Genomic DNA, 6,694 nt, shown 5'->3' with positions numbered 1-6,694 from the left:
GGCCCCCCGCCGGCAGAAGCCGGCGGGGGGCCGCTCGTGTCCAGCGGCGGCGGCTACTCCTGGGCGCCGTCCCCTTCGACGAGTGTGTCCTCGTATCGCTCGAGTGCCCCGGCCAGGACCTGGAGCGGGTCCACTCCGACCTCGTCGGCAGCGTGAAGCAGGTTCACCATCGCGTTCTCGAGGGAGTACTCGACCTCGCCCTCACGCACCTTGGGCTCTCCGAGCCAGTGGCTGACAACGAGCATGGCCGCGCCGGCGCTCGCGCGAACCATTGCTTCCTCGTCCCCGCCGGACCTCAGCCCCGCCTGCCGGTCGTCTGCGGCCTGACCGTGGGCGGCAGCGTAGGTCTCCACCACGCTCTGCCACCCCCTGGGCGCTAACCACTTTCCCACCGCTTCCGACGTGCCGATCTTCGCCAAGCTCTCATTGAGCCGTGTGCTTACAGCGCTTCGCTGCCGGGCAGTCGCCACTCGCTCCACGACCTCGGCAATGCCCTGATTCCAGGACACCACTCACCTCCCTCTCCGAGGAGATCCCCCCGGGCTCGTTCTCGGGGCGGGCTGGTCACTCCCGCCCTAAATGGACACCCACGACGCTAGGCCATGACTCCGACACCATCGTCTGCTTCGGGGAGCAGGCACCGGCGCAGACGCTGCGGCGGGTAGTCGGTGGGGTGAGCACGTCCCGCCCGGGGCCCGTCCCCAGACGATCCGGGCCGTCCGGATGCCGTAGCGAGCCCGATCATCGCCGGGCCCGCTACGGACAATCTCAGAGGCGGCCGAGCTCCACTCCTCTGGCGACTGCGGCCTCACATGCCTGGCGGACGCGCGGGTTGCTCCGCGCCAGCCTCGCCAGCTCGCGCACAAGCTCGATCACACCCCCGGGAAGGGAGACTGTCTCCCCCGAGGTCTCGTCGCCCCCGAGGAGCAGCACGCGGCCGAATACGGGTCCGCGGCCGATCCCGGACATCGCCTTAAGCACGACCTGGGCTACGACGTTCGGCACCGAGTTGTAGATGCCCTCTTCGTCGACCCAGGCGTCGACGCTCAGTGAATCGGCGTTGGGTACATCCATCACGGCGATGCGCTCGACGTAGGAGCACCGCACTACCCGGTACATGCCGGCCAGGGTCGAGCCGTCTTGAACCTCAACCGGCTCATCGGTCACGGTGCCGTCGATGTCGATCAGGACGGCGTTGACAGTGGAAAAGCTGGGCATGGGGAGATCTCCTCCTCGTTGGGAGAACGGAGTGGTTAGTTCCGCTCGATGTGGACACCCCAAACCATAAGCCCGCCCTACGACATCTCCCTCTTGCCAGTAGTCACCTGGATAGCGCGGACGCCACAAGAAACATCGCGGCCATGGCCAGGAATGCCAGTAACGTACTTATCGCAATCCCGCTGGCAGCGGAGATAAGGTTGAGCGATTCCATCACGACGTTGCCAAACGCCAGCACAACAAAGACCACCGCGGCGCCGCGAAGAATTCGCCGCCAGAGGCGCTCCTCGCCGTAATCGAAACGGTCTACTCCGAATCCAGTGGCCACCCATTCGCCCACTTTCCAGAGGGCCACATACGCCACGATGTACACCCCGATAATCAGAGTAAAACTCAATCCGGTGCTCGCAGTGTGCCGAGCGATGCCGTGGACTTTCGAGGCCAGCAGCACCGGCCCCCCAACACAGGACGCGGCCGTGGTGACAGCGAGAACTATCAGCAGGATCGGCGGCCCCCAGGTGCCCCACCAGCCGTACCCCCAGTCAACGCTGTCGAAGGACCGTGCCCACTGAGACGTCCAGATCGCCGCGCAGCACCCAAGGATCACCAGCGTGATAGCCAAGAGGACCAACACCACAGCACCCGACCATGCCAAAAAGCCCCAGTCCCCCTCGTGGGTAACTGACGCCGGATCCGTCCTGATGCGCTCTGATAACCCCACTTCTCCCCCTTCGCCGAGCACATTTATACCGCGCTCCACTGTGTCAGAGAACCCCGACAGAACCGCTCCTGCAGCGCATCTGACGCCGGCGCTTTCGGTGCCGGGGGCCGCGTGTGGGCGTCGGCCCGGCACGACGCTGCCGGGCCCCGCCCCGCTCAGACCTCCGGCGATTCCTCCAGCAGCGCCGTGACCGCCGCCAGGTTGCGCACGTCGGGATCGTCCGCCGCCGACAAGTCGGGGCACGCCGGATCGCAGATCACGGTCAGGTGGGCGCGGTGCCGTGTGAGCATCACGCACGCCCGGCCCGTCTCCACCGCGAACGCCGTTACCGACCGCCGACCCGCCAGCGGGTGGTAGGCGACCACGGCCCGACGCTCTAGCCCCTGTAGGGAGTTCGCGGTACCCACGAGCACGCCGGGGGCCTCTCCGGCCAGCAGCGCCCGCACCTGTGACGCCTGCGCCACGTGCGGCACGACCACCGCCACGTCCTCATCGCGCATCGGACCCACCGCGTCGTCGGTGACGACGTGACAGTCCAACAGCTCCCGCACCCGCTCGGCGGCGGCGACGGCCAACGCGGGGTCGCCGGGGCCGGAGGTCGTCAGCACGTCACGGTGAGCGATCTCGCCCAGCTTCTCGCCGTCAGCGGTGAGTAAGTGCTCGGGCGGGCGACGGGACGTAAACGGTAGCCCTGCGGGCGCATAGAACGCCCCCGAGATCAGCGCCGTCGTCTCTGGACCCAACCTCCAGGTCTGGCGCATCCTCACCACCGCGAGCGCGTCACCGTGCTCGGCCAACAGCCCGTCAGGGGCGGGCACCTGCGGCCCCGTCGCGCAGGCCTGCCACCGCCTGGTCTCGCCGGTCACCACTGGCGCGATCTGTCCCGGATCACCCACGAGCACGACCTGCGCCGCCATACAGGCCAGCGCCCCCAGATCACCGTATGTGCACTGCCACGCCTCATCCACGATCAACACGTCAGCCTGCAATTCCTGCGGTTTGGCGAACAGCCAACGGGCACCGGTCGCCACCATGATCCCGCCACCGGACCGGGGCCACGCGATCTGGCGTCCTCGCACGATCTCCAACCCGGTGTCCGCGCCGGACAGATCACGGTCCTTGGCTGACACGATCAGCCGGGACCGCTCATCGGAGACCACCGCGAGCCGCTGCGCGATCTGGCGGGCCTGAGCGCGCGTCTGCGCGGCGATAGCCACCCGCAGTCCTGCCCGATGCGCCAGCGCGGCGGCGAGCAGCACCACGAGCCGGGTCTTACCGGCACCAGGCGGCGACGGCACGATCACCGCCGGGTCGCCGGACCAGACTCGGAACAGTACGTCGGCGGTCACGGCGTGGTCGAGCAGATCGGCACCGGGAAAGCGAGGCGGCGCGACCGTGACCGGCGCGGCGGCAGGCGTAGCGGCGGTAGGCGCGGCGGTGGTGTCGGGGGTTCGGATACGCATTGCGAGCCTCTCTCACTCGTCGGCGGCGGCGATCATGACCTCTAGGTGTTGCGGGTCATGAGGTTGATGACGCGGACGGTCATCTGATCTCGTTGTCCGGATGTTGCGCGTCGTAAGCCTGGCGCGCATGGGCGATGTCGTCTCGGTGCTCAAGTGACCAGTCCGCTAGCGCCTTGACAAGATGGGTCAGACTCGCGCCGGTTTCGGAAAGTCGGTAATCGACTTGGGCAGGCACGGTCGGATACACGGTCCGGAGTACCAGCCCATCGCGCTCCAGCCGGCGCACCGTGAGCGTCAGCATCCGCTGGGAGATTCCATCGATGGCGCGCTGAAGCTGCCGGAAGCGGCGTGCTCCATTGGCAAGCTCGACGATCACGAGGACCGACCACTTGTCGCCCACGCGATCGAGGACATCGCGGATCCCGCAGTCGGGGTGGTCGGGTTGGCCGCACGGGTCGAGCTCTGCGGGTCCAGCGGTTACCTCGGTGTGCGTCACTGACATCAAACTGCCTCCTTGTGGGCGGTCCTTGATCGGTCGAGACTCATCGTAGTTACTGATGAGAACCACCTAGGAGAACGACCGCAATGATTATGGTTACCGGCGCGAACGGACAGCTCGCATCCCTCACGCTTCAGGAGTTGGCCGACCGAAGCGTGCCCGCCTTGGGCGGCAGCAGGACTCCGGCCGATGGGCAGCGTCACCTGGACTTCGACGACCCCGCCAGCCTGGACCTCACTGGTGTCTCGACGCTGGTCCTGGTCTCAGCCGGGTACGCCGAGGATGACCAGGTCATCGCCCGGCATCGGGCCGTTCTTGATGCCGCTGTCCGTGACGGCGTGCTGCATGTGATCTACACCAGCTTGACCGGAACCGGGGATCACCTCGGGTTCGCCCTTGCCCACCGCGTCACTGAGGACCTGGTCAAGGACAGTGGCCTTGCCTGGACGATCCTGCGTAATGGTCTCTACGCCGAACTCTTCGGCGCGCTGTTGACGTGGACGCCCAACGGTCTGGAGTCGGCGTTCGGCGATGGTGTTCTCTCAGCTGTTGCTCGTGTCGACCTGGCTGCCGCAGCAGCCATCGTCGCCAGTCAACCGACCGATCACGCTGGCAAGACCTACGAGCTGGTCGGCGAACCGATTTCCACTGGGGGCGTCGCCGAGCATCTCGGGATCGCTCACCGATCGATCGGCCTTGGCGAGTACCGCGCCCGTCTCCTTGCCGACGACGCCCTGCTGCCGTTCCAGCCGCCGATGCTCGCCTCGATCGCCACCAGCGTCCGACATGGGCAGCTCAGCAACTCCAGCCCTGACCTTGCACAGCTACTCGACCGGCCGCTGACCGATGCGCTGGCTGTAGCGGCGGACACTGCGGCTGCGATGCGTCCGGGCGCTCGCTGACACGGATGGTTCATCGCAATGCGCCGCTGTCCCTCGAAGGTCGTCGACGGCTCGTAGAACGCTGCCGCACCCGTCCGATCGCGCACGTGGCAGCTGAGATGGGCATCTCTCGGGCGTGTGCATCGAAGTGGGTCAACCGCTACCGCCAGGATGGGGAGCTTGGCCTCCTGGATCGCTCCTCGACCCCTCGCCGCCAGCCGACAGCGACTTCTGCGGACACCGTGGCACGGATCGAGGACCTACGTCGCACACAGAAGTGGTCCGCCTCCCGGATCGCCTTCGAACTCCAAGACGAGGACATCAAGATCAGCCGTCGTACGGTCTCTCGTCACCTTCATGCCCTCGGGCTGAACCGCCGGAAGTTCATCGACCCGAACGGAGATACAAACCGCGAACCACGCAAGATCATCGCCCGCCGGCCCGGCCACATGGTCCACATCGACGTGAAGAAGGTCGGCCGAATCCCTAACGGCGGCGGCTGGCGAGTCCACGGCCGAGGAACCGACCAGGCCAAGGCAGCCGAGCGCTCCAAGAGGAAGACCAAGCGGGGCGGCTACGTCTACCTACACTCCGCGATCGACGGCTATTCACGGCTCGCTTACACCGAAGCCCTGACAGATGAAAAGGCTGTCACCGCGATCGCGTTCATGCACCGCGCCCGAGCGTGGTTCGCCGCCCACGGCATCACCCACGTCGAACGGATTGTCACCGACAACGGAGCTTGCTACCGCGCCGACGCGTTCGCTCGAGCGCTACTCGGCGCGCGCCACCAGCGGATCACGCCGTACACGCCTCGACACAACGGAAAGGTAGAGCGCTACAACCGGATCCTGTCTGAAGAATTTCTCTACGCCCGCACATGGACGTCAGAGGATCAACGCCGTGAAGCGCTCGGCGTGTGGAACGTCCACTACAACTACCACCGGCCGCACAGCACCGCCGACGGTGAACCTCCAGCATCGCGGCTACGCCAAGGCGTCACCAACGTCTTGACCTCCTACATCTAGGGGCACATCGCGGCGGCTCAACGTGGGGGTGTCAGCGCGGGCGATCCACGACCCCCGCGCCTTGTACTTGGACCACATATTGATGCGGACACTGGTTTGCATCTGCGGCGACGGCGGGGCGGTAGTCACGGTCACCGGGTCACCGTGCGCGGGCATACGGGCGGTCTTATCGCACGCCAGGACCAGGCGACCGTCCACGACGGCAGCCGACCGCACGGCGGTAAAGAAGCGGCCGAACGTCTCGGCGTCGGGGTCGCCAGTCCAACCGGTGACCTCGGTTCCGGCGCTCATCCTCGCGTCGAGACGGTCAGCGGTGACCAGGAACCCGGCCACGCCCGTACGACGCTCAGCAGTGCCGACCACCACGTGACCGGTGTGCACGGCCCGCCGCCGCCACTTCGGATCAGAGAGCAGCGCCGCCTCCCACAGGTCGGCGGTGTCGCACCGCGAGCGCAAACCCACAGCGGCATGGGCCAGACCCTCGGGCATGGTGTGGCACCAGCCGCCCGCCACCGACTCCCGGCGGCGCTCCCACGACTCGACGTCGTCCGCGCGGACGGCATCGAGCAACGCGGGCACCCCAGCAGGCCGGGTCGCAAGGACCTCCGCCCATGCGAAAGTCGCCGCGATGCGGTCGGCGGGCAGGTCCAGCCAGGTATGCCAGGTCGCCGGGGTGTGATCACGGGACGGCGGGACTCCGGCCACGAGCGCCACGGCGGACACTGCCGCCAGGTCCACCAACGCCGACGTGCCGGGAAAGTCCGCCCGCTCGGTCAGCCAGGCCACCGCCTCGGCGGCGGACGCCCGGACCGGATCATCGGCCCCGGCGTGCACGCGCGCTAACCCCGGTGATTCACGGGGATCTGCGGATCGCTGGGCGAAAA

General features: G+C 67.3%; 8 protein-coding genes. 2 read left to right on the top strand and 6 right to left on the bottom strand.

Features of this window, described 5'->3' with window-relative positions; all coding sequences use genetic code 11:
• Positions 1-53: 53 nt before the first annotated feature.
• The 5 genes from G6031_RS01910 to G6031_RS01890 all read right to left on the bottom strand — a co-directional run bounded on the left by G6031_RS01910 (position 54) and on the right by G6031_RS01890 (position 3,904).
• The gene (locus G6031_RS01910; RefSeq protein ID WP_182652255.1) at positions 54-356 is read right to left on the bottom strand and encodes a hypothetical protein; all 303 of its coding nucleotides are present in this window, start codon (positions 354-356) and stop codon (positions 54-56) included.
• Between the two features lie 412 nt (positions 357-768).
• Positions 769-1,218: a hypothetical protein gene (locus G6031_RS01905; RefSeq protein WP_182652254.1), complete on the bottom strand. Its 450-nt coding sequence runs from the start codon at positions 1,216-1,218 to the stop codon at positions 769-771.
• A gap of 103 nt (positions 1,219-1,321) precedes the next feature.
• Positions 1,322-1,960: a hypothetical protein gene (locus G6031_RS01900; protein ID WP_182652253.1), complete on the bottom strand. Its 639-nt coding sequence runs from the start codon at positions 1,958-1,960 to the stop codon at positions 1,322-1,324.
• A gap of 134 nt (positions 1,961-2,094) precedes the next feature.
• Complete coding sequence (locus tag G6031_RS01895) at positions 2,095-3,402, bottom strand: AAA family ATPase (protein ID WP_182652252.1); 1,308 nt, start codon at positions 3,400-3,402, stop codon at positions 2,095-2,097.
• A 79-nt stretch (positions 3,403-3,481) separates the two neighbouring features.
• Positions 3,482-3,904, bottom strand: coding sequence for a helix-turn-helix domain-containing protein (locus tag G6031_RS01890; RefSeq protein WP_182652251.1), 423 nt, complete (start codon positions 3,902-3,904; stop codon positions 3,482-3,484).
• Positions 3,905-3,987: 83 nt separating this feature from the next.
• Between G6031_RS01890 and G6031_RS01885 the strand changes: the two genes are divergently transcribed.
• Both G6031_RS01885 and G6031_RS01880 read left to right on the top strand, forming a co-directional pair.
• Positions 3,988-4,803 carry an NAD(P)H-binding protein gene (locus G6031_RS01885; protein ID WP_027020466.1) on the top strand — a complete coding sequence of 272 codons (816 nt, stop codon included), beginning with the start codon at positions 3,988-3,990 and terminating at the stop codon, positions 4,801-4,803.
• Between the two features lie 5 nt (positions 4,804-4,808).
• Positions 4,809-5,810, top strand: a complete 1,002-nt coding sequence (locus G6031_RS01880) for an IS481 family transposase (protein WP_027020465.1) — start codon at positions 4,809-4,811, stop codon at positions 5,808-5,810.
• On the opposite strand, the gene G6031_RS01875 is transcribed toward G6031_RS01880, so the two are convergent.
• Positions 5,769-6,694 (bottom strand): hypothetical protein (locus G6031_RS01875; RefSeq protein WP_206682125.1); only part of this gene is annotated, 926 nt, incomplete at its 5' end. The genes G6031_RS01880 and G6031_RS01875 overlap by 42 nt on opposite strands.

The organism is Dietzia sp. CQ4, assembly GCF_014145125.1.
Taxonomy (GTDB): Bacteria; Actinomycetota; Actinomycetes; order Mycobacteriales; family Mycobacteriaceae; genus Dietzia; species Dietzia natronolimnaea.
This window is presented reverse-complemented; position numbering and strand designations above follow the sequence as displayed.

What these genes read in the sequence shown, in the direction of transcription:
- G6031_RS01880 (WP_027020465.1), top strand. Translation starts at nt 4,809, where the DNA reads ATGGTTCATCGCAATGCGCCGCTGTCCCTCGAAGGTCGTCGACGGCTC.
- G6031_RS01890 (WP_182652251.1), bottom strand. Translation starts at nt 3,904, where the DNA reads ATGTCAGTGACGCACACCGAGGTAACCGCTGGACCCGCAGAGCTCGAC.
- G6031_RS01895 (WP_182652252.1), bottom strand. Translation starts at nt 3,402, where the DNA reads ATGCGTATCCGAACCCCCGACACCACCGCCGCGCCTACCGCCGCTACG.
- G6031_RS01885 (WP_027020466.1), top strand. Translation starts at nt 3,988, where the DNA reads ATGATTATGGTTACCGGCGCGAACGGACAGCTCGCATCCCTCACGCTT.
- G6031_RS01905 (WP_182652254.1), bottom strand. Translation starts at nt 1,218, where the DNA reads ATGCCCAGCTTTTCCACTGTCAACGCCGTCCTGATCGACATCGACGGC.